This window comes from Paenibacillus sp. FSL R7-269 (assembly GCF_000517865.1).
In the GTDB taxonomy this organism is placed as follows: Bacteria; Bacillota; Bacilli; order Paenibacillales; family Paenibacillaceae; genus Paenibacillus_AQ.
The window spans coordinates 40,851-60,290 of sequence record NZ_ASPS01000011.1 but is presented as its reverse complement, the minus strand read 5'-3'; the positions used below and the strand labels follow the sequence as shown (position 1 = coordinate 60,290).

At 53.6% G+C, this 19,440-nt stretch carries 22 protein-coding genes; 4 read left to right on the top strand and 18 right to left on the bottom strand.

Annotation, left to right across the window (positions count from 1 at the left end; all coding sequences use genetic code 11):
- Positions 1–33 precede the first annotated feature (33 nt).
- Genes C162_RS04290 through C162_RS04280 form a run of 3 tightly spaced genes read right to left on the bottom strand, consistent with a single transcriptional unit; the run spans position 34 to position 1,543 of the window.
- Complete coding sequence (locus C162_RS04290; protein ID WP_036691592.1) at positions 34–306, bottom strand: hypothetical protein; 273 nt, start codon at positions 304–306, stop codon at positions 34–36.
- A 34-nt stretch (positions 307–340) separates the two neighbouring features.
- The gene (locus C162_RS04285) at positions 341–964 is read right to left on the bottom strand and encodes a hypothetical protein (protein ID WP_036691590.1); all 624 of its coding nucleotides are present in this window, start codon (positions 962–964) and stop codon (positions 341–343) included.
- Between the two features lie 6 nt (positions 965–970).
- Positions 971–1,543 (bottom strand): hypothetical protein, encoded by a 573-nt coding sequence (locus C162_RS04280; RefSeq protein WP_036691588.1) that lies wholly within the window; start codon positions 1,541–1,543, stop codon positions 971–973.
- Between the two features lie 103 nt (positions 1,544–1,646).
- On the opposite strand from C162_RS04280, the gene C162_RS04275 reads away from it, so the two are divergent.
- Together C162_RS04275 and C162_RS04270 are read left to right on the top strand one after the other, a co-directional pair.
- Positions 1,647–2,273 (top strand): pentapeptide repeat-containing protein, encoded by a 627-nt coding sequence (locus C162_RS04275; protein ID WP_036691585.1) that lies wholly within the window; start codon positions 1,647–1,649, stop codon positions 2,271–2,273.
- An 87-nt stretch (positions 2,274–2,360) separates the two neighbouring features.
- Positions 2,361–3,020 (top strand): glycosyltransferase, encoded by a 660-nt coding sequence (locus tag C162_RS04270; protein WP_372238064.1) that lies wholly within the window; start codon positions 2,361–2,363, stop codon positions 3,018–3,020.
- Between the two features lie 107 nt (positions 3,021–3,127).
- Here the strand turns inward: C162_RS04270 and C162_RS04265 are convergent, their stop codons facing one another.
- The 5 genes from C162_RS04265 to C162_RS04245 all read right to left on the bottom strand — a co-directional run bounded on the left by C162_RS04265 (position 3,128) and on the right by C162_RS04245 (position 7,028).
- The gene (locus C162_RS04265) at positions 3,128–3,493 is read right to left on the bottom strand and encodes a GntR family transcriptional regulator (RefSeq protein ID WP_036691581.1); all 366 of its coding nucleotides are present in this window, start codon (positions 3,491–3,493) and stop codon (positions 3,128–3,130) included.
- Positions 3,490–4,146, bottom strand: a complete 657-nt coding sequence (locus tag C162_RS04260; protein ID WP_036691579.1) for an ABC-2 transporter permease — start codon at positions 4,144–4,146, stop codon at positions 3,490–3,492. Before C162_RS04260 ends, C162_RS04265 begins: the two co-directional genes overlap by 4 nt.
- Entirely contained in the window at positions 4,139–4,993 is an 855-nt protein-coding gene (locus C162_RS04255; protein ID WP_036691576.1) for an ABC transporter ATP-binding protein, read from the bottom strand. The genes C162_RS04260 and C162_RS04255 overlap by 8 nt, the downstream gene beginning before the upstream one ends.
- An 83-nt stretch (positions 4,994–5,076) precedes the next feature.
- On the bottom strand, positions 5,077–6,333 hold the full coding sequence (locus tag C162_RS04250) for an acyltransferase family protein (protein WP_036691574.1): 1,257 nt from the start codon (positions 6,331–6,333) through the stop codon (positions 5,077–5,079).
- A 224-nt stretch (positions 6,334–6,557) separates the two neighbouring features.
- A complete protein-coding gene (locus tag C162_RS04245; protein WP_036691572.1) occupies positions 6,558–7,028 on the bottom strand; it encodes a VOC family protein in 471 nt (156 codons plus the stop codon).
- Positions 7,029–7,127: 99 nt separating this feature from the next.
- Here C162_RS04245 and C162_RS04240 point away from each other — a divergent pair, with 99 nt between their 5' ends.
- Positions 7,128–8,039: a helix-turn-helix transcriptional regulator gene (locus C162_RS04240; RefSeq protein WP_036691569.1), complete on the top strand. Its 912-nt coding sequence runs from the start codon at positions 7,128–7,130 to the stop codon at positions 8,037–8,039.
- Positions 8,040–8,114: 75 nt separating this feature from the next.
- Here the strand turns inward: C162_RS04240 and C162_RS04235 are convergent, their stop codons facing one another.
- The 8 genes from C162_RS04235 to C162_RS04200 all read right to left on the bottom strand — a co-directional run bounded on the left by C162_RS04235 (position 8,115) and on the right by C162_RS04200 (position 15,020).
- A complete protein-coding gene (locus C162_RS04235) occupies positions 8,115–9,023 on the bottom strand; it encodes a sensor histidine kinase (RefSeq protein ID WP_051493223.1) in 909 nt (302 codons plus the stop codon).
- 19 nt (positions 9,024–9,042) lie between these two features.
- Positions 9,043–9,804 carry an ABC transporter permease gene (locus C162_RS04230; protein ID WP_036691568.1) on the bottom strand — a complete coding sequence of 254 codons (762 nt, stop codon included), beginning with the start codon at positions 9,802–9,804 and terminating at the stop codon, positions 9,043–9,045.
- Positions 9,797–10,720 (bottom strand): ATP-binding cassette domain-containing protein, encoded by a 924-nt coding sequence (locus C162_RS04225; RefSeq protein ID WP_036691565.1) that lies wholly within the window; start codon positions 10,718–10,720, stop codon positions 9,797–9,799. The genes C162_RS04230 and C162_RS04225 overlap by 8 nt, the downstream gene beginning before the upstream one ends.
- Before the next feature lie 85 nt (positions 10,721–10,805).
- On the bottom strand, positions 10,806–11,498 hold the full coding sequence (locus tag C162_RS04220; protein ID WP_036691563.1) for a response regulator transcription factor: 693 nt from the start codon (positions 11,496–11,498) through the stop codon (positions 10,806–10,808).
- Between the two features lie 115 nt (positions 11,499–11,613).
- Positions 11,614–12,636, bottom strand: coding sequence for an alpha/beta hydrolase family protein (locus C162_RS04215; protein WP_036691562.1), 1,023 nt, complete (start codon positions 12,634–12,636; stop codon positions 11,614–11,616).
- A complete protein-coding gene (locus tag C162_RS04210; RefSeq protein WP_036691560.1) occupies positions 12,636–13,283 on the bottom strand; it encodes a GNAT family N-acetyltransferase in 648 nt (215 codons plus the stop codon). The genes C162_RS04215 and C162_RS04210 overlap by 1 nt, the downstream gene beginning before the upstream one ends.
- The gene (locus tag C162_RS04205) at positions 13,280–14,065 is read right to left on the bottom strand and encodes a MerR family transcriptional regulator (RefSeq protein ID WP_036691558.1); all 786 of its coding nucleotides are present in this window, start codon (positions 14,063–14,065) and stop codon (positions 13,280–13,282) included. Before C162_RS04205 ends, C162_RS04210 begins: the two co-directional genes overlap by 4 nt.
- A 64-nt stretch (positions 14,066–14,129) precedes the next feature.
- Positions 14,130–15,020 (bottom strand): LysR family transcriptional regulator, encoded by an 891-nt coding sequence (locus C162_RS04200; RefSeq protein WP_036691557.1) that lies wholly within the window; start codon positions 15,018–15,020, stop codon positions 14,130–14,132.
- 136 nt (positions 15,021–15,156) lie between these two features.
- Between C162_RS04200 and C162_RS04195 the strand changes: the two genes are divergently transcribed.
- Positions 15,157–16,305, top strand: a complete 1,149-nt coding sequence (locus C162_RS04195) for an MFS transporter (protein ID WP_036691555.1) — start codon at positions 15,157–15,159, stop codon at positions 16,303–16,305.
- A 132-nt stretch (positions 16,306–16,437) separates the two neighbouring features.
- Here the strand turns inward: C162_RS04195 and C162_RS04190 are convergent, their stop codons facing one another.
- On the bottom strand, positions 16,438–17,961 hold the full coding sequence (locus tag C162_RS04190; protein ID WP_036691554.1) for a malate:quinone oxidoreductase: 1,524 nt from the start codon (positions 17,959–17,961) through the stop codon (positions 16,438–16,440).
- Between the two features lie 174 nt (positions 17,962–18,135).
- Positions 18,136–19,344: a hypothetical protein gene (locus C162_RS04185; RefSeq protein WP_036691552.1), complete on the bottom strand. Its 1,209-nt coding sequence runs from the start codon at positions 19,342–19,344 to the stop codon at positions 18,136–18,138.
- Positions 19,345–19,440: the final 96 nt, after the last annotated feature.

Here is a 19,440-nt window from a genome sequence, read left to right as displayed (position 1 = left end):
CAGCACCCTCCCCCCGCTTAAGACACCCTTGATTTATTTTCCCCTTCTATAGGCATCTGCCAGTTGGACCAGATACCAGACAGCCGCACCGGTCAGGGCTGCGAACAGCAGATTAATACAGCCGAATACAAGAAATAACTTGGCTTTGCCCGGCCCGATCCGCACAGCAGCAACAAGCTGGAGAATCGCAGGGAGCAGGAACATCAGCCAGGAGACGGTGATCAGCTTTTCGGTCTTGAAGCTCCACCATACCGCACAGCATGATAGAGCGAGCACGCCCCAGGTACAGATCAACTTCAGCGCCATCTGTTCCCCTCCCTTTCATGGATAACCCGGTACATCAGCTAGACCCTGGTGGGCCATTGATCACGAGCCCATATTGTCTGACCATCCAGGAGTTGCTTAAATCTTCAGCCGCCGCACGGCTTATGCGTACAGAGGGCTTCTGTTCCTCCATCGCCTTCGGGTCTTGCGCGTAGAAGCGGAGAGGCTTGGTCATTTTTTGAATAGAGCCGGTAATTCCCTTGTAGAGGGCATAGCTCAGCGGCTTGTGCTCCCGGACATCCTCATAGAGATAATACTCCCCTTGCTCATCCTGAGCATTGACGCAGTGCCCCTTAGGGCAGGAGATCATAATGCAGGGCAGCTCGTTCTCTGCCCATTGCCCGTGATAGGGAATAGAAACACCCTCATTTCTCGCAAAAAAACCAAAGCTCTCCGTGTCCGGCAGAACCGACATCGAATAGATGAAGAAAGGGCGCACCCCGCTCGCTTTTTCAGCAGCTATATAATATTGATAGAAGGCGCGATACGCCTCCACTACCTGATTCTGATCATGCTCTGTATGGGTATTATTGGTTAAATAGTACCGCACCTGCGTAGGCTCCAGAAGCTCTACGACTCTCTTAAGCTCCTCGGGGGTGATGAAGAAGCGCAGCTTGTAGAACCCGCTGTTTTTTAGCATCTTCTTCTACCATTCATACGTAACAAAGCGTGCTCTGAGCGTCTCTTCATACGGCAGCCAATCCGCATCGCTCCATAGTGACATTCCAGTAATTTCGGACAGCCGCTCCACCGCTTGCTCCGGGTTCGTAAGGCTGATGAATGCGCCGAAGTTCTCCTGCTCCGCTTGCATCCCGAGCACCCGCTGGATATATTCGTCAGCTATGCGCTCTTCCCGCAGCTGTTCATATTCTTCCCGGGTCCAAGGCTCACAGAAGATTCGTTCGGCCTGGATCTCCCCCTGCTCAAAGAACGACAGCTCGAAGATCTCCTCATTCATGTATGCCACCGTCATCACCGGCTCCTCCAGCAGCGCGGACAAGGTTCTGCCAGCCTTTTTCACCGTACCCCATACGAAATAATCGTGAAGCACGCTGATCCAGCCCTCATTACTTTGGCTTACATAGATAACGGCCTTACGCTCCGGCGTCTCAGGATAACCCAGTACTTTGCCATGCTTGCCGGTCAGCTCCTGTAAGGCTTGAAGGGTCTTTTTCAGGTCACCTGACTTGATATGCAGATTTGCAAACGATCTTCCCACGGGTGGATGGCCTCCTTTAATGGCTTGTCTATAATTACTTGGCATACTAACATATAAACTAGATTTCATTTATTTTACCAAATTAATGCAAGGAGGAGCCACCTTGAATAAGAAATTCCTCTTAGCCAGATGGCAGGACGACCAGCTCTCTGAAGTGAACCGCCGTCTAGCGGCTATTTCAGGTAAACATAATCTCCATCAAAAAGACCGCTCCTTTCCCACCTCCCCTTATGGACAGACGGAAACAGGACTCAAGGATTACCGGGGAGTTACCCTGACCGAGAGCATACAGTACCTCACTCTACAGGATATTGATTTCTCTTATTCACGCTTCGAGGATTCGGCAAGCCCCAACACCTCAACGCTCACTCATTGTCGTCTGGATGGGGTAAGACTCGACAACAGATTCGTGACCCATACCTTTGGCCACTGTTCCTTCCGGGGAGCGAAGCTGAATGGTGCCAGAATAAGCAAGGCGTTCCATGATTGTGATTTCACAGGCTGCAACTTAAGCAAAGTGATCGCAAATGATGTGTCTTTCACCCGCTGCCGCTTTGATGACGCCAACTTCCGCAGTGCCTTATTGTTGTATTGCCGGTTCGAGGAATGCAGCTTTGAGGGGGCGCTGTTTCAAAACGGCTCGATCGCCGGAAGCCGCTTTGCGGCAGAGGCCCGCTTGCTCCCTGAGTGGGGGAACACGGTAATGGATCATGTTAAATTTGAGGAGTGATGCAGCCTGGAATAGATCCGCATATAACCATCCCGATTAGCCATAATAATACAGATTCTCTCATCCCACCCAAAGGAGCAGTTGATCTTGAAAAAGCTATGGCTAATGGTGTTTACTCTGGGGCTCGTATTCAATCTGACGCAAGCCGGAGGAATGGTGCAGGCCCAGGCAGGCGGCGGCAAAAAGGAGGCGGCCTGCTGGAGCCCGCAGAAGGTGCAGCTGAGAAGCGATATGCAGCAGGTGTGGATTGACCACACCATTTGGACGCACAACTATATTGTCAGCGCCCTCTACAATAACCCGGACCAGAAGGAAGTGTTAGCGCGGCTGCTAAGGAACCAGGAGGACATCGGTAATGTCTTGGGGCCTTATTACGGGGAGGCGAACGGCAACAAGCTGGCCGGACTGCTCAAGGAGCATATTCAGATTGCCGGGCAGATCGTCGCTGCCGCCCAGAAAGGTAATGCGGCGGAGGTGCAGAAGCTGCAGGCGGATTGGCACCGGAACGCCGATGAGATTGCCCAGTTCCTGAGCGGGCTGAACCCGAACTGGTCCGTGAAGCAGGTGCAGGACATGCTGTACGAGCATCTGCAGCTCGTCACGGACATCGTGCTTGAAATCCTCAAAGGAGACTACGCCGCTTCTATTGCTGCCACCGATAAAAACGAGGTCCACATGATTCATTTTGCCGACCTGCTGACCGAAGGCATTGTGAAGCAGTTCCCGGAGAAATTTAAGGGAAAATAGACTGACCGTCCCGTAGGCGGACGAACCTAGCAGACATACAAACAGGCTTTTCACCCTCCCCCTAGGGATTGTGAAAAGCCTGTTTCTACGTTTAATCTCTCCGCGCTTTAGTAGATCTTGCCCAGCAGTGCGGCCACTTCCTCCAGGGTAAGGCCGAATGACCTGTAATACTGAATGTCGCTCTCCATCTGCTTCAGGACCATTTCATTACGAATGCACAGCATCTCCTCCGGCGTGAATTCGGCGACAAAGCAGCCTTTGCCGGTTACCGTGTTAATCAGCCCGCTCCGTTCCAGCTCCTCCCACGCCTTCTTCACCGTGATGACACTGACACCAAGCTCCAGCGCGGCCTGGCGGATCGGCGGCAGGCAGTAGCCGCTCTCCAGCTCCCCTTGGAGAATCTGGGCGCTGATCTGTTCATACAGCTGCTGATAGATCGGCTTCTCGGAGGTGCTGGATATTGTTACATTCATAGAATCTCCACTTTCAGGAATCGTCTTACCGCCATCCGGTAGGCCAGCAGGTTACAAGCAATGAAGATCAGGACGCCGCCGGCCAGAATGGAGAGCTGCAGCCCTGTCCGGTCCAGCCCGGAGCCGTAGAACAGGCTATGCAGCCAATCATTCTGGATACCTGCCCACTGGACCAAGGTGGCGAACAGGACGGCTGCAACGGTCGATGCTGTGGTTGCTAGACCATACTTATAGGCTGTCTTATAGTATATCGGAATGAAGATGAGGTTGAAAAGAGCCATCATCAGGAAACACATTCCCCAAAAGCCCATATGCGGCGCAAAGAAGAAATATTGCATCTTCGGGTATAGCTGAAAGGTAAATATACTGGCAATCATGGCGACCAGCAGATGCATCAGCTCCAGAATGACAAGTACAGTGACTCTGGACTTCACAATATCGCTTTTGGTCACAGGCAATACGGTGCTGAACATCAGATCATTCTGGCTTTTGAAGCCGCCGAAAATATTCGGTACCGTGATGAAGCAGAAGTACAGCGGGACCAGGAAATAGAGCCAGCCGGGAATCAGCATAAGGCAGCCCATCAGGAAGGGCAAGACGAAGAACCAGGGATTGACGCCTAACTTCAAATCCTTCAGCACCAGATTATACATAGACACCCTCCTTTTTGGCAAAGTAGATCATGATGTCATCGAGAGTCGGGATAGCCGTGCTAAACGTCCAGGCGGGATCGAGATCCCGGGTATGGATCAATCCGGTGAAGCCGAAGGAGTTGATTTTGTAGGAGATCAGCTTCCCCTTCACTTCGTTAAGCCGGGACTCGCTGCCGTTAAGTAACCGGTAGGATTCCTTGAACTCGTTCTTCTCGCTACTTGCCACAATCTGCCCTTGTTCAATAAAGGTGATGTAGTCGGCACAGCGTTCGAGGTCAGAGGTAATATGAGTGGAGAAAAGGATGCTGATCTCGCCGCCCATGATAAGCTCCTGGAAAAGATCCAGCAGATCGTCTCTGGAGACCGGATCGAGTCCGCTGGTCGGCTCATCCAGAATCAGCAGCTTGGCGCCATGCGACAGGGCCAGAGTCAGGCTGTACTTCACCTTCATCCCGGTGGACAGCTCCGCGATTTTTTTGTTCTCATCCAGCTTGAACCGCTCCAGATACTTGTAATACGTGTCATCATTCCAGTTCTTATAGAACTTCTTCGTGATGCCCGTCAGCGTCTTGATCCGGCTGCGGGTGTAGAAGTTAATATCGCCGAAGGCACAGCCGATGTCCTGCTTCAGTTCCATCTCATGCTCCGCGATATTCTTGCCCAGAATGTGAATCTCGCCGCTGTCCATCTGAATCATATTTAGAATGGATTTGATCGTCGTTGTTTTGCCGGCGCCGTTCACGCCGATGAAGCCCATAATATATCCCTGCTCCAGTTGAAAAGATACGTCTTTGAGCTGAAAATTCGAATATTTCTTATTCAAGTGTCTAACATCCAAAGCCAGCATAACTAACCCCCTCAACAAATTGTGTATTCCGTGTATACACAATGTATCATGGAGATTTCACAAAGTCAACGGTCGGGTGAAGATTAGGCTGCCGCCTCCGCAGGCATCTCCTTCGGCTTACGCCGGAAGAACGGCTTGCCCTTAGACCAGTTAATGAACGGCTGCTCGATAACATAAAAGGAGAGCGTCGCGGCCAGATACGAGATGGCAACAACGGTGAGGCTGATGCCCAGCCAGCGCCACACATCCCTGACCCCGGAATAATGGAAATCCTGAATGCCGTACTTCTCGATTAAGGTAATGAACAGATAGTGCCATATGTAGAGGCCGAAGGACACTTTGGCCGTATACCGGAAAAAGCGGTTATCCAGCACACGCCCGGCGTACCGGCTGAAGGGTGCCGAGAACAGCACGATGCCGAACAATATAGCATAGACCGGGAACATATACGGCTGCTGCTGGAGACTGAAGTCGAATTCGCCTGCATGGCGCATCCGCCAGATCAGGAGACCGGCAAGACACAGAGCAAGTACTGCGGCGGCATCGAACACGCCGAGCTTGCTGAGCCGTTCCACTCTGGAGCGGCGCTGCAGCAAGGCGTTCGTTATCCCCGCCGCCAGAATCCCAATGGTGAAGTGGCCGAAGAAGCCGACTGGATTGTATCGCGGCATCCAGAATTTCGCGCCGCCTACCTGGCCATAGTCCCAGCCCCGGCCCTGCTCGCTTGGAGTAAACCAATGATGAATGAGGGCATTGGCAGCAAGCACCAACCCAAATACGGCGACCCAGAACAGGATCGCCTTACCGAAGGAATGCCGCTTGCCAAGCATGAATAACACCGCCATGAAGAGTGGCATCAGCAGGTAGCAGAATACCTCGAAGCTGATCGACCAGAGCGGCCCGTTCAAGTCGGAGGGGAAGAACGTGGTGTAGTGAAAGCCCGATGTGAAGGTGAAGGCCGCTGCAATCCGCCGCCCCAGGAACTCCATAGGAATGTCCAGCCTCCAGGTCAGGAGCAGACACACCAGCAGTGACACATAGAAACCGGGCATAATTCTAGCGGCACGGCGCAGGGTGTACGTCCGCAGGCTCGGATACGGACCATTATTCAGATACGCACTCCAGAAGGGGAACGACAGCAGGAAGCCGCTTAGCAGAAAAAACAAGCTGACCCCGCTGTTCCCCAGAAGCAGCACGGATTGCAGATCCTGGAGCCAGGGTTTTTGTGCGGGCATGATCAGCTTTTGCGACAAGTGATGCAGAATAACAGATAAGCAAGCGATTGCACGAACACCATCCGCTCCAGATAAACGGGTACTGCCCAGACGAAGGTTTGACATCAGCTCAACTTCCTCTTTTCATGAGTGATTCCTGAACGGATGGCCACCAGCAACACAACCACCATAGCTGCCGGACGCAAGCAGGATAATCGAGGACTGAAGCACCGAAGCCGTAAATTCACCACTCCTATTCGCCTAACCGATATACGCCGATATCAGGTACTCCTATCTTTCAATACACGATGGATAAATCCTTCCGCTCTCCCGCATTCTGCCAAAATATTTCAGAGGTTGCCCCGGCTGGCCAGCACATGATCAAGGAATTGCACGGCATCACTGTTGAACTTCCACCCTATGCCGAACTGATCCACGATCATCCCGAAGCACGAAGACCATGGAGTGCTGGAGAGCGGCATGATAACCGTCCCCCCCTGGGACAGCTGATTATAGTACTCTTCGAGCTTCTCCTTGTCCTGAGTGACCAGGCTGATCATGATGTTGTTCCCCTTCACCAGTTCGCCTGTGACCTGCTGCATAGAGGGCAACAGATCGGACATCATAATTGTCCCTCCCTCGAATGCTATAGAGGACTCCATAATCATCGCTAACTCATTGGCCGGCAGGGGGTAGTTCGGGTCCTGGGGAATATCTCCAAATTGGACCTTTTTCACGGTTGTAGCCTGCAAGGCCTCCGCATAGAATTCAATCGCTTGCCCGGCAACACCATCGAAATTAAGATAAGCAATAGCTGACATAGAGCATAACCTCCCTCATAAGATAAATGTAGTATAATACACGATAGGTGACGGCTATATGTCACCGTTTCACACTTCACTCAAGAAAGAGGGAACCGGATGGACAAGGTGGAGCGGTTGATTACCATCATCATGATTCTGCTCAAAAAAGACATTGTGCCCAGCACTGAATTCGCACAATTATTCGGCGTGTCCAAACGGACGATTCTCCGCGATATGGAGACGCTCAGCCTGGCGCACATTCCGATATACGCCACACCCGGCGTGCAGGGCGGCTACGGCATTATGGAAGAATACAAGATGGACAAGCGGCTGCTAAGCAGCTCCGACCTGGAGAATATACTGGCTGCACTCGGCGGGCTGGGGCAAATTCTGATCAGTGAGGATGTAGCTATGACGATTCGGAAAATAGAAGCAATGGTTAGCCCGCTCACTTCTAAGGGGTCGGTTCAGCTGTCCTTCTATGATTGGGAGGGACGCGCGGAGCTTGCCGGAGCCATGAAGCTCTGTCAGGAGGCCATCGCCGGGAGCTGGCTGCTCTCTTTTGACTATACTGATAGAACAGGTACTCCCACAAAACGGACCGTGGAGCCTTATCAGCTTCATTTCAGTGAATCAAGCTGGTATCTGAAGGGCTTCTGTCTGGAGCGGATGGGGGCGCGGATGTTCAAGCTCTCCCGGATGGAGCAGCTGAAGCCGAAGGAACAGACCTTCAGCCCCAGAGCCGAAATGCTGAATCAGGCACGGGAGGCTGAAGTTCCTCCGCAGTTAACCGAAGTGAAGGCGCTGATCTCGCCGGGCATCAAGGATCAATTCATTGAACGGTACGGCCGCAAGAGCATCGAAACCTATAACGCGGAACAACTGCTGGCTACGTTCTATATTCCGCAGCACCCGATCGGATATCAATTCCTGGCCGGCTTCGGCACCCATCTGGAGATTATGGAGCCGAAGGATTACCGTGAAGAATTCCGGAAGTACCTGCTTGAAATGATGAGCCGGTATGCATAAAAGTCACTATACGGAGAGGCCGGCTGTCACGAGGCTAGCTTTCCCCCGTACGGTTCAATGGTAATGAGGATGCGCTTAGACCGGTGACCACAGCGGCCAGCGACAGACCATATTTAAGTTATCTCCGTGCAGCTCCGCGGTCAAAGTACCGTTCATCTTGTTCATGAGGCTTTTGGCAATGGACAGTCCCAATCCTGAGCCTTGCCCTGACCGGGTACGGTCCACCGTATAGAAGCGGTCGAACAGCAGCCTCACATCCATGTCGGATAGGTCCTTCGCTTCGTTCACAATCCGCAGCTCTGCTGTCGTCTCCCGCTGCTCGAAACAGATGAACACCGGGCCGGTAGCGTGCTTCAACGTATTGATAAGCAGGTTCTCAACGACCCTCCGCACGGCCGATTCGTCAGCATAGACTGCTACCGGTTCCTTGGGGAGCCAGATGTCCGGCATCAGTCCCCGCTCATTAAACGAATCGTAGAAACCGACCAGTGTGTCCGATAGCAGAACCGTCATTACAATCCGCTCGGTTTTAAGCTGATAATCCGCAGATTCGATTAAGGACAACTCAAAAAAATCGTTCAACAGGGCCTGAAGCCGCTTTGTCCGGTTTTTGACAACGCTCAGATATTCGCGCTTCTCATCAGGCGTTATCGGCTCTACTTCCAGCAATTGAATATAGCCAAAGATGGAGGTTAGCGGCGTACGGATATCATGAGAGATGTTGGCAATTGCCTGACGCAGCTCATTCTCTGTCTGCCTGCGGTTAGCCTCCGCTTCAACAATCAGATCGGATTGGAGGTTAATCTGGCCTGCTAGCGCTTCGAGGTGCTTGTCAAATAGCGTGACCTCCAGCTTTTTACCAGTGGCTCGTTCGTTATAGCGGCGAAGCTGCCTAGTCATCCTCACCAGCTCCCGCCTCAGCACTAGAAGATGGGCCAGCAGGAGAGCCGCCGCTGTAACCAATATGAGCATTACGATGAACAAGACTCTCCGCCCCCTTCTCTTACTTAATTTCCTTCTTGCGGAATACGAGAACGCCCAGCAGCCCGGATACAACTATCGTCAGCAGCGGTGCCAGCAGGAGAGCCGGCAGATCGCTACCATCCATATGAGTCTTGCCGATTTCACCCAGCAGCTTGAAGACCGAGTAATCGTACACCGTAGCTAGAACCGGGATATACTCCGCCAAGGATCCCAATATCATATTAATAGCCAGGAAGAAGATCATCAGGAAGCTGATGGTCTTGCCGCTCTCGGCGAACACCGCTGTGAATAAAGCCCCGATTGCTGCGTAGGCAGCCGTGTACAACAACGTGAATCCGAGGGCCCGGGGGATGAAGAGAGCATCCACTCCCTCCGGCAACTGGCCGAAGCCTGAAATCATTGATACTTCGGCCAAGCTGAGCAGGGGAAATATCAGAGAAATCACCATAGCTCCCGCTGAGAATCCAATCAGCTTGGCTGTGTAGAGCTTCCCTCTGTCGTTGCCCGACGAAGCGGCCGACTTCATGACACCTGTCGTATATTCGCTGGCAATGAAGAATCCGGCCAACGCAGCCACGCTGAATTTAATAACATAACCATTGCTGGCCACGAATTTAATCAGAAATTCGGCACCGGTGAACTGCGGCTTGCCGCTGGTCTTATTATCGATATAGTAGAGCAGGGGATAGGCCAGGGAAAGCAGGGCAATGATGAGCAGCAACACTAGGAACGACCGGTCCCTGCGCAGCTTGAACAGCTCCGCTCTGATCAGGTTATACATGCCCTGCACCCCCGATCCGCTTCATGAAATAGCTCTCCAGATCTGCCCCCATGGATATAAACTGCTCGATGGTAAGACCTGCGGAGAATAGGGCCGTGGACACCTTGCCGGGCTGTTCCCGGTACCCGTACAGCTTGATGACACCATCCGGCATGACCTCGAAGTCGGTTGTGCCCAGCTCGTTCTGAATTACCATGGCTGCTCTGTCCGGATGATCCGCTTTAATATGGACATACTGCTGGCATTTATCGTTCAATTCCCGCGCGGTAAGCTGCTCCAGCAGCTTGCCTTGATGGATAATGCCGTAATGGCTGGCGAGCAAATGCAACTCGCTTAGAACATGGCTGGAGATCAGAATCGTTAACCCCCGTTCATGATTGAGCCGCTTAAGCAATTCGCGCATTTCGATAACGCTCATCGGGTCAAGCCCATTGGTGGGCTCATCCAGAATCAGAAATTCCGGGTCGTTTAGCATGGCAACGGCAAGGCCCAGCCTCTGCTTCATACCTAGCGAGAAATTCTTCACCTTCTTCCGCCCTGTGTCCTGCAGTCCAACCAGTTCCAGCATTCTGCGGATGGAGTCCTGGCCGGGAATGCCCCGAAGAAGACGGTTCACCTCCAGATTCTCACGGGCCGTCATCTGCGGGAACAACGAGGGACCTTCAATAATCAGTCCCATCCGTTTACGGGCCTCGGTTAGCTCCCGTTCCGTACCGGTGCCAAATAATTCAATTGTTCCTTCCGATGGAAAAGCAAGTCCGGTGACAATACGCATCAGCGTCGATTTGCCGGCTCCATTCTGTCCAATAAAGCCATAGATCGCGCCCTTGCGGATAGAGATATTCACTTTATCCAGCGCAACACTGCCTTTGAATCTTTTGGTCAACTGATTCGTTTGCAACACATATTCACTCATTGCTGCCTTGGCCTCCTTCACATGTGATAGACCAAGTATAGAAATCAAAACTTAAAAAGGGCTAAAGCCAACCCTTAAGAATATCTTAAGACTTCAGCCGGTAGCCCATACCCCATACGGTCTCGATATAATCACTGCCGGGCGCAGTCTTCGCCAGCTTGCCCCGCAGATTGCTCACATGGACGTTAACCGTATTATCGTCACCATAATAGGGCTCCCCCCATACGCTCTCGTACAGATTGGCCTTAGTGAATACCTTTCTGGGTTCCGATAACAGCAACTGGAGAATTTCATACTCCCGGGCAGTCAGAGCTACCTCCACTCCCTCTGCTGTTACCACTTTGGAATCGCAATCCAGCACAAGACCGTTATACTGGAGGATGCGGGCTGAAGCTGAGGGTATAATCTGCATGAACCGGCGCAAATGGGAGTCAATCCGTGCCGATACCTCCTCAATATCAAAAGGCTTCGTAATAAAATCATCTGCACCTCCGCGCAGTGCCGACACCTTGGTCTGCTGCTCTCCCTTCGCCGAGATAATAAGGACAGGCATACTCCCCCGCGCGCGAATCCAATTCAGCAGCTCCTCTCCCGTCATTCCCGGCAGCATCAGATCAAGCAGAACCATGCTCCATTGCCGCTGCTCCAGATAGAGTAGGGCCTCTGTACCGGAGAAGGCGGGCTGGGGAAAATATCCGCTTTTTGTAATAATGCTGCACAGCAGCCGGCTAATGTCACTGTCGTCTTCAGCAACTAGAATAGATATTGGCTTGTCCATCGGATCTCCTCATGTCATTCATCTTCCGCAGCACATCCTATAATTTGTATACTTCAGCCTATATGATAGACCATTGCTGCCGCAAGTTCCAGCGCCAGATGGTGGACGAAGAGCATTAATCCAGCTCCTTCAGGAAATCCTCAATCTGATTCATATAGCCCGGAACTGTGATTTGGCGCGGAGCAAAGAGGCTGACCATGAGCGCCCTTAAGCTGGAGTCCGCTGTCTTTTTGCTCAGCATCGAATGCTCTGCGTCCGGGAAGACCGCTACGGTCAGCAGTTCAGGCTGGATCATCTTGCGGTACACCTGCTCCGTCTCCTGCCAGTCGACATGAATATCCTGCTGGCCCAGCAGCAACAGTACCGGAGAGCGGAACTGCTTAAGATCCTGCTCGGCATCCGACAGGTAATTCTTGCTGACAAACGTCCACCGCTCCTTCGTCATCGGGTCATCTTCCTTCACCGCAGCCAGATAGTCTTCATAGCTCGCCCTCTGCGCCAAAAGCTGCCGAACTTCGTTGTTAGCCGCCTCTTCGGCTGCAATTTCCGTCTCCGTTTTTCCTTCCTGCAGCATCTGCTGCCGGGTATGATAGGCACCCTGGCGCAGCCAGTTAATGGCCGGGGAGACCAGAATGCTGAAGGCGAGCGGCTCCTTCCCGGCCAGCTTGGGAATCACCCAGCCTGCCTGACTGGCGCCCCACACCCCGATCCGGTCCGGGTCGATATTCGGCTGCTTCCGGGCCCATGCGATAGCCTCGCGGGCTTCCTCTACCCGGTCATCTATACTCTGATCCAGCCAATTGCCTGTGGAAGCGCCGATTCCTCTTTTATCAAGAGACAAGGAGGCATACCCCAGACCGGCTAACCGCTCCCATAGCGGCTTATACCCGTCATCATGCGAGGCATTAATCGGCCCGTCCCCATGAATGAAGAGGACCAGTCCCAGCTTGCCGGAAGATACGGAAGACCCCTTGGGCAACACCAGCGTACCCGTCAGCTCGCCCTCAGGCGACGCAATCTGGATGGCCTGCTCCATCATCTCAAAGCGGTTCTGCTGCACGATATACATTCCTGCCCCGCTAATCAGCAAAAGCACTACCACACATAGATAAATCAAGATCTTCTTGTTCTTCATCATTACTCTATCTGTCTCCCTTTTTGGATCAAGACCATGTAATCCCATGCCCGTTCGCCCAATAATAAGTGTAGGAGCTGCCTGTTCTGACAGGCACTTGTCTGAAAGGACAGCCGCTCATAGAGCTGTCTGGCCCGCGGATTGCTGGCTGCAACATGCAGGCTGAGGCGGTCCAGGCCGGGATCGGCAGCCACAGCCTCCCCGGCCCATCCGAGCAGCAGCCGGCCTACGCCTTTGCTGTGGTGGGCCGGATGAACCGCCAGGTCGGTAATATAACACTCGCCGGCCTCGGAGTAATGTTCAAGTGTCGCCAGACCAGCCAGCAGCCGGACCATGCCGCGTCTCCTTAGCAGAGAGAATACAGCAGGCAACGCGGGCAGCAGCTTACCCCTTACCTGCTGATCCTCCGCAGGCTTATATTTCATCCCGATGCTGCCAATCACCTCTCCCTGCTGCAAGGCGACGCTTCTGAGGGCGAACGGTCCGGCCGGAGCATAGTCGAGCAGCGCCTCCAGACCTTCAGCCAGCACAGCCTCATTCAGACGCAGCCGCCTGTGGAATTTGGCCAGGAACGCCTGGGCCAGCAACTGGCTTACCGGCCGGTTATACTCCGGCCGCATCGGCTCTATCGTAATCGGGGCTGCGCTCATAAGGAAACCGTCCCTTGCGCAGGTGCTCCCGGCTGAATCAGCGCCTTCAGCTCATAATGCAGCTTACCCGGAGCGAACAGCGACAGATACGAACGTTCAATCACCACCAGGGGCCCCGCCAGCGGAATCGCTTCTGCGGCAGCATAGGTGAAGAAATCGTCACACTGTTCTTCAAGCTCCTCTTCCTGAATCACACATTGCAGCGTCAGGTACTCTCCTGCCGGAAGAGTCAGATCGCCTGGAGCCTGCCCCTCCAGATATAGGGTCACGGTATCCTGCTCATCTGCCACATAATAAATATCCGATTCAAACAGATTGGGTATGCCTGCCGCCTGCTCCGCCAGCAGCGCTGCACTGAGCTGACTATACGAATCCAGCTTCATCATCTCGGTGAGATAGACCTCAGACTGCTGCACCCGCTGGAAGGGCTCCGCCTGCGAGCTGTAGCTCTGCTCCTCCTCCAGCATCTTGCGGATGAACTGCCGTAGCTCCTGAAGACGCGCCAGCTCCTGTTCAATCCCTTCGAGAGAGTGCTCCAGCAGCCCGCGATGCTGCTCCGGACTATAGCTCATACATTCGTTAATCGATTGAACAGGCACTTCAAGCTTGCGGAGCAGCAGGATATGCGCGAGCTGATACACTTGATCCATACTGTACATTCTGTACTGATTCTCACCGGTATAAGCAGGCTGCAGAACACCCTTCTCTTCAAAATACCGGATCTGGTGGACCGACACATTCATCAGCTTGGCCAGCTCACTAATCGTTATTTCATCTCTCATCCTAATCACTCCCCGGACTACGGCTTGGAATATCTCTACGATACACCCTAGGTCTGACCTAAGGTCAAGGAGAGGATTCGAGATCCCGGGCCAGACGGATAAAAGCCTCAATTGCCGGGGAGAGCCACTTCTCCTCATGCCAGAACATTTGGGTGGCAAAGGATACTGCGGTCAAATCCCACGGCAGGGAGATCAGCTCCCCCCGCTTCAATTCTTCGCTTACGGCCATTTCAGGCAGGATGGCGATGCCCATCCCCAGCTTCGCACATTGTTTGATCGCCTCCGCACTATGAAACTCCAGCTCCGTGATACCCGCCATCCCCTTCTGGGACAGGCTGCGCTCGAAGAAGCTGCGGTACGAGCATCCCTGCTCTGTCAGCAGGAAGGTCTCGCCGTGAAAATCCTGGATAGCCAGCGCCGGACGCGATGCCAGCGGATGATCGGGAGCAGCCAGGAGGCAGAAGCGCTCGTCCCTTATTTTTTCTCCGCAAAATCCGCTCTCGCCCTTCACTTCATCCAGCATGAAGATGACATCGACATCCCCGTCCCGCAGGCTCTGCCTGAGACTCGGACTCACCAGCGGCAGGAAGATCAGCCGGACTCCGGGATGAAGCTGGCGGAACCGGTGCAGCACAGCGGGAAGTCTGTAAGTGCATAACGTCTCATCTGCACTGATTACGATGGTGCCTGTCAGCTCACCGGGCTGCTTGAGGGCATGCTGCGCCTCCTCCACCATACACAGGATGTTGTCTGCATAACGCAGGAACGTTTTTCCGGTATCGGTTAACGTCACATTTTTGCCGAGCCGGTCCACCAGCTTCACCCCCAATTCTTCCTCCAGGGCCTTCATTTGCATCGTAACCGTTGAGGGAACGTAGTTCTGCGCTTCGGCGGCACGGGCGAAATTAAGCGTGGAAGCCAGCGTATAAAAGGTTTTAAGTTGGCGCAATTCCATTCTGTGTCACTCCTTCGTTCAAAAAAAATGAACGTTTCATTCAGAAACGTTTCTTTGACTTAACCTTAGCAGCATCGTAGAGTGATGACAAGAACGGCGGCCGATTCCGTTATGAATGTACAAGGAGTGGGAGAAATTGAATAACCGATTGACGATCTATATTCTGGCACTTGCCGTTTTTCTGATCGGGACGATTGAATACATTATTACCGGTGTGATTGAGATGATTGCCTCAGATCTTGGCGTATCCACCTCCGAAGTGGGGCTGCTGGTGACCGTATTTGCGCTGTCCGCAGCGATTATTGCACCGGTGCTCATTGCACTGACCCTGGGTATGGACCGCAAAAAGCTGCTGCTGACCGCCCTCGGCGTGTTCATTGCCAGCAACGGGCTGATGCTGCTGAAGTTGCCTTATGAAGCTATGCTGGGAATACGGATTATTCAAGGGGCAAGCGGGGGAATCGCAACCGTGGTCGCTATGGCCGTAGCCACCAGACTGGTGGAGAAGGAGCGGAGAGGCAATGCGATTGGCATTATTCTGATGGGACTCAGCAGCTCGCTGGTTCTGGGCGTTCCGGCCGGCACCTTTTTCAGCGAATACTTTGGGTGGAGGGCTCTGTTCATCATCGTCGGGGGGCTAAGCCTTGTTCCGCTGTTCATCATCTCTGCCAAGGTCCCTGCCATAAAAGAAAAAGAAGCCGTCACCCTAAAGATGCAGCTGTCTGTGCTTAAGGATTCCAGAATTGTTACCGCTCTGGCGATCAGCTTATTGTATGTAGGGGGTTACGCTACACTCTTCACTTATATTACCCCTTACCTGCAGGCCGCATCCTCCCTGTCCATCACCGAAATTAGCGGGGTGCTCTTCCTGGCAGGCGTCTGCAGCTTCATGGGCTCCAAGTTAGGCGGGCAATTGGCCGATTCTAGAGGATCGAAGTTCACCATTATCGCAGGACTTCTGTTACAAGCAGCCACCCTCCTCCTGTTCGCACTAACGGGCGTTCATGTGATCGTCCTTCTCCTGATCCTGATGATCTTCATGCTGGGGACCTGGAGCATCTCCCCTGCGCAGCAGCTTCTGCTGGTCACCCTGGTTCCCCGGAACCCGGATATGGCCCTGAGCGTAAACACCTCCTTCATCCAGTTCGGATTCGCGCTGGGATCGGGCTTAGGCGGCTATGTGATCAGCCGTACCTCTGTGCTCCACCTGAACTGGGCGGGCCTCGCCGCTGTAGCGGTAGCTCTGATTCTGGCCATCCGGCTGTTCAAGACTCATAAGGCTTGATCGCACTTGAAGTACTCAGCCTGGGAGATGAACACAGCAAGACAAAGAGGCTATCCCCAGGGATGGCCTCTCTTTGCATGTATATAACAGCTGGCAGGCTGGTGGTCAGCCGCACGCTCTCTATTGCTATTGCTACAGATGGTTGACCGCGGCTGGCGGCTCATGCCCGTCTGTTCCATTCGTCAGGCCCAGCGTGTGCGCTGCGGAAGCATGAATGTCATTCAATAGCTTCGGGTTAGCGGACAGGGACATGCCGTAGGCAGGAATCATCTGCTTGATCTTCGGCTCCCAGGCCTTGATCTGCTGCGGGAAGCACTTGGTGATGACCTCCAGCATGACAGAGACAGCCGTTGACGCTCCTGGCGAGGCTCCCAGCAATGCAGCGATGGAGCCGTCCGCGCTGCTGATGACTTCCGTTCCGAATTGCAGCATGCCTTTGCCGGCTGCTGTATCCTTAATAATCTGTACCCGCTGGCCCGCCACCACCAGCTCCCAATCCTCACTGTTCGCATCCGGGATGAACTCCCGCAGCGCTTCCATGCGCTGTTCTTTGGACAGCATGACCTGCCCGATCAGATATTTGGTCAATGACAGGTTCTTCGCTCCTGCTGCAAGCATCGTCGTCAGATTATTCGGCTTGACCGAGGTAATCAAATCGAACATGGAGCCGTATTTCAGGAACTTGGGCGAGAAACCGGCAAACGGCCCGAAGAACAGGGATTCCTGCTTATCGATCACCCGGGTATCTAGATGCGGAACAGACATCGGAGGCGCACCCACAGCAGCCTTACCATATACCTTGGCATGGTGCTGGGCTACAATCTCCGGCTTCTTGCAGACCATGAACAGTCCGCTTACCGGGAATCCGCCAATCTTTTTGCCTTCCGGGATGCCGGATTTCTGCAGCAGATGCAGGCTTCCTCCCCCTCCGCCGATGAAGACGAACTTGGCGTTATGACGCTCTGTTACGCCGCTGGCGAGATTCTTCACCTTCAGCTCCCAGGAGCCGTCCTGCGCGCGCTTCAGATCATCCACCTGATGATTGTACCTAATATCGGTGTTACTGCTCTGTAAGTGGTTGAACAGCATACGGGTCAGGGCGCCGAAGTTCACATCCGTTCCCGAGTCAATTTTGGTGGCCGCTATCGGCTGGTCCAGCTTCCGGTTCTTCATCATCAGCGGAATCCATTCCATCAGCCGCCTTGGATCATCTGAGAATTCCATGCCTTGAAACAGCGGACTATTTGAAAGCGCTTCAAATCGCTTTTGTAAAAATGCAACGTCCTTCTGTCCTTCCACAAAGCTCATATGCGGCACAGGTACAATGAAATCCTGCGGATTGTGTATTCGTTTCTGGCTCACCAGATAGGACCAGAATTGCTTGGAGAACTGAAATTCCTCGTTCACCTTAATCGCCTTGCTGATGTCGATCGATCCGTCCGGCTGCTCTGTAGTATAGTTAAGCTCGCAGAGTGAAGAATGCCCCGTTCCCGCATTGTTCCATTCTCCTGAGCTCTCCTCCCCGGCACCCGCACGCCGCTCAAACACGGTTATTTGCCAATCCGGTACTAATTCCTTTAACAGTGAACCAAGTGTTGCACTCATGATTCCAGCACCAATTAAAATAACGTCTGTTTTTGTTTGTTGGTTGCTCATATTATACCGTCCTTCTACCCTACGATTTGCAGGAAGGATGCAGGCACTCCTGCTTAGGCGCCATAGCAAGCCAGCGCGGACCAAGTCACACACCGTTTGGATCAATCCTGATCCTAGTTTATCACTAATGAAACTAAATTTTAAGATTTATCTTATTTTTTATAAACTTTTTAATTAATAATCACGGGCCGCATCGAACCAGCCCTGCGCCACTTCCTCTGTTATAGGCTGCCCGATCTGGTGCTCTGACTGGCTGAGCTGCCACACAGCTTCGCCAAGGTCTTCCCTCTCGGTAGTCTCGATGCCCTTCAGTGAATTGAAGCGCAGGGTGAAGGCAGTAATGGCTGCTTCCGCCTCTTCAAGATTGCGGGCCTCCGCTATAGCTGACTGTGCAGTATCGTAGGCTTCGTTCGCCAGCTTGGCCAGACGCTTCGGCCAGGCAGAGAACGGGCGGCCGTATTCGCTCTGCCACCACTCCGGCTTCCTGAGCTGGCTTATGGAGGCATAATCATCCCAAGGGCGGACCTTGGCGCGCGCCTTCATCTGCTGCCGCAGACGTTTGCCTACGGCCTCCTCGACATTGTAGGCGATGAACCGGTCCAGCAGCGGCCATGTATCCAGGGAAGGCAGGCCCTCCAGCTCCGGCATGAAACGGAGCTCCAGGCTGGTCAGCCCCGTCAGGCGGGCAAGCGCCTCTAGATCGCAGAAGCTTCCCCACAGGCTGAGCGACTCCAGGTTCGGGAATTGCTCCAGGCCGTCCAGTGAGATGGGCTGGCCCAAGGGCGGGCTATTCAGCGTCAGGTGAGTCACACCCTGCAGCTCCCCCAGATCCGGCAGCCGGTAAGGCGCATCGCTCCTGCGCCGGCTCATATTCGGTACTAAGGCCAGAGTAGTGGGCAGATGGCCGGAAGCTGAGAAGCGCGTCAGATCACCAGACAAGCTCAGGTTGTACAGCTTGTCCGGCAGGACCAGGCTCAGCTGTCCATTTGCCAGAGGACCCAGTTTGATACCCAGGGTATAGATATCCGCCCGGCTACCGTCCAAGGATGCACCCTCCGGCAGCACCGGGGTCCAGCTTATAGTCTCAATAGGCCGCCGCTCCGCCCACTCGAGGAACCCCGCATCACCGCCGGTATAACTCAGATAACGCGGCCAGGGGGAGCCTGCGGGCGTGGCGAACGGCTCGAAGACGGACCAGTTCATGCGCTCATCTGCTGCGACCAGCAGCTCCGCTGGTTGCTTCAACTCCTTGGGGCCGATCGATAAGCTGCCCATACCGGGCTTGCGTTCAAGCGTGTGGCTGCCGGGCCCCGTCAGATCAAGGACATACCGTCCGGGTTCTGTAATCGGAGCCGGGGGAAGAGCTTGGTTATCTGTGGACATTTGCTTCATCCTTTCTGCTTGATCCTGCCTGTATTCTCGATCCTGCTAATATTCTCCATACTACCTTTGTTTGCTATAATAACTCAACCATACGAC

What these genes read in the sequence shown, in the direction of transcription:
- C162_RS04290 (WP_036691592.1), bottom strand. Translation starts at nt 306, where the DNA reads ATGGCGCTGAAGTTGATCTGTACCTGGGGCGTGCTCGCTCTATCATGC.
- C162_RS04285 (WP_036691590.1), bottom strand. Translation starts at nt 964, where the DNA reads ATGCTAAAAAACAGCGGGTTCTACAAGCTGCGCTTCTTCATCACCCCC.
- C162_RS04265 (WP_036691581.1), bottom strand. Translation starts at nt 3,493, where the DNA reads ATGAATGTAACAATATCCAGCACCTCCGAGAAGCCGATCTATCAGCAG.
- C162_RS04260 (WP_036691579.1), bottom strand. Translation starts at nt 4,146, where the DNA reads ATGTATAATCTGGTGCTGAAGGATTTGAAGTTAGGCGTCAATCCCTGG.
- C162_RS04255 (WP_036691576.1), bottom strand. Translation starts at nt 4,993, where the DNA reads ATGCTGGCTTTGGATGTTAGACACTTGAATAAGAAATATTCGAATTTT.
- C162_RS04250 (WP_036691574.1), bottom strand. Translation starts at nt 6,333, where the DNA reads ATGTCAAACCTTCGTCTGGGCAGTACCCGTTTATCTGGAGCGGATGGT.
- C162_RS04245 (WP_036691572.1), bottom strand. Translation starts at nt 7,028, where the DNA reads ATGTCAGCTATTGCTTATCTTAATTTCGATGGTGTTGCCGGGCAAGCG.
- C162_RS04240 (WP_036691569.1), top strand. Translation starts at nt 7,128, where the DNA reads ATGGACAAGGTGGAGCGGTTGATTACCATCATCATGATTCTGCTCAAA.
- C162_RS04230 (WP_036691568.1), bottom strand. Translation starts at nt 9,804, where the DNA reads ATGTATAACCTGATCAGAGCGGAGCTGTTCAAGCTGCGCAGGGACCGG.
- C162_RS04225 (WP_036691565.1), bottom strand. Translation starts at nt 10,720, where the DNA reads ATGAGTGAATATGTGTTGCAAACGAATCAGTTGACCAAAAGATTCAAA.
- C162_RS04220 (WP_036691563.1), bottom strand. Translation starts at nt 11,498, where the DNA reads ATGGACAAGCCAATATCTATTCTAGTTGCTGAAGACGACAGTGACATT.
- C162_RS04215 (WP_036691562.1), bottom strand. Translation starts at nt 12,636, where the DNA reads ATGATGAAGAACAAGAAGATCTTGATTTATCTATGTGTGGTAGTGCTT.
- C162_RS04210 (WP_036691560.1), bottom strand. Translation starts at nt 13,283, where the DNA reads ATGAGCGCAGCCCCGATTACGATAGAGCCGATGCGGCCGGAGTATAAC.
- C162_RS04205 (WP_036691558.1), bottom strand. Translation starts at nt 14,065, where the DNA reads ATGAGAGATGAAATAACGATTAGTGAGCTGGCCAAGCTGATGAATGTG.
- C162_RS04200 (WP_036691557.1), bottom strand. Translation starts at nt 15,020, where the DNA reads ATGGAATTGCGCCAACTTAAAACCTTTTATACGCTGGCTTCCACGCTT.
- C162_RS04190 (WP_036691554.1), bottom strand. Translation starts at nt 17,961, where the DNA reads ATGAGCAACCAACAAACAAAAACAGACGTTATTTTAATTGGTGCTGGA.
- C162_RS04185 (WP_036691552.1), bottom strand. Translation starts at nt 19,344, where the DNA reads ATGTCCACAGATAACCAAGCTCTTCCCCCGGCTCCGATTACAGAACCC.